Annotated in this window: 1 protein-coding gene; it reads right to left on the bottom strand. The window is 61.2% G+C overall.

Annotated features, from left to right (window positions below):
- Positions 1 to 106: 106 nt before the first annotated feature.
- Complete coding sequence (tnpA, locus tag ACWJ6R_RS37580) at positions 107 to 523, bottom strand: IS200/IS605 family transposase (RefSeq protein WP_449066746.1); 417 nt, start codon at positions 521 to 523, stop codon at positions 107 to 109.
- Between the last annotated feature and the right edge of the window lie 145 nt (positions 524 to 668).

Below are 668 nucleotides of genomic sequence, written 5' to 3' on the forward strand. Positions count from 1 at the left end.
CGCAGAAGGCCTCGGCCTTCAGGCCGGGGATGAATGCGGTCCCCGTCAGGGGATGGCCCGCCGCCAGGCGGGACATCCCGGAGCGTGAAACGCGGACCTGCATGCGTCAGGCCGGGCGGCGCTGCTGCTCGATGTAGGCCTTGACGACGGTCAGTGGAGCTCCGCCGCAGGAGGCAGCGAAGTAGCTGGGCGACCAGAAGTGGCCATGCATGATGGCGCGGTCGATCCGGCCGGTGAACTCCTTGCGCAGGTAATGCGAGGAGACGCCCTTCAGCGAGTTGACCAGTTTGCTGATGGCGACCTTGGGCGGGTAATGGACCAGTAGGTGGACGTGATCGTCTTCGCCGTTGAACTCACGTAGCTCGGCCTCGAAGCCGTCACATACCTCGATCATGATCTCTTCGCAGCGGCGCAGCATCACGTCATCGAAGACGTTCCTGCGATATTTGGTCACGAAGACCAGATGGACATGCAGCGCGGAAACCACATGTCTACCACGTCGGTATTCGGCCTCCTGAGTCATAGACCGGATGTTAGTGTGTTCGAGTCCGCGAGTGGCAGACGGGGCAAGAGAGGTGTTTCGCGTGCTGACCGGACGCAAGTACCGGCTGGAGCCCTCTGTGCCAAGCTCAAGTGAGACAAACAGGGACTAAGTGCCTTAACTGACA

Source organism: Planomonospora algeriensis (assembly GCF_977012225.1).

Coding starts and splice junctions, on each gene's coding strand:
- tnpA (WP_449066746.1), bottom strand. CDS start 523: ATGACTCAGGAGGCCGAATACCGACGTGGTAGACATGTGGTTTCCGCG.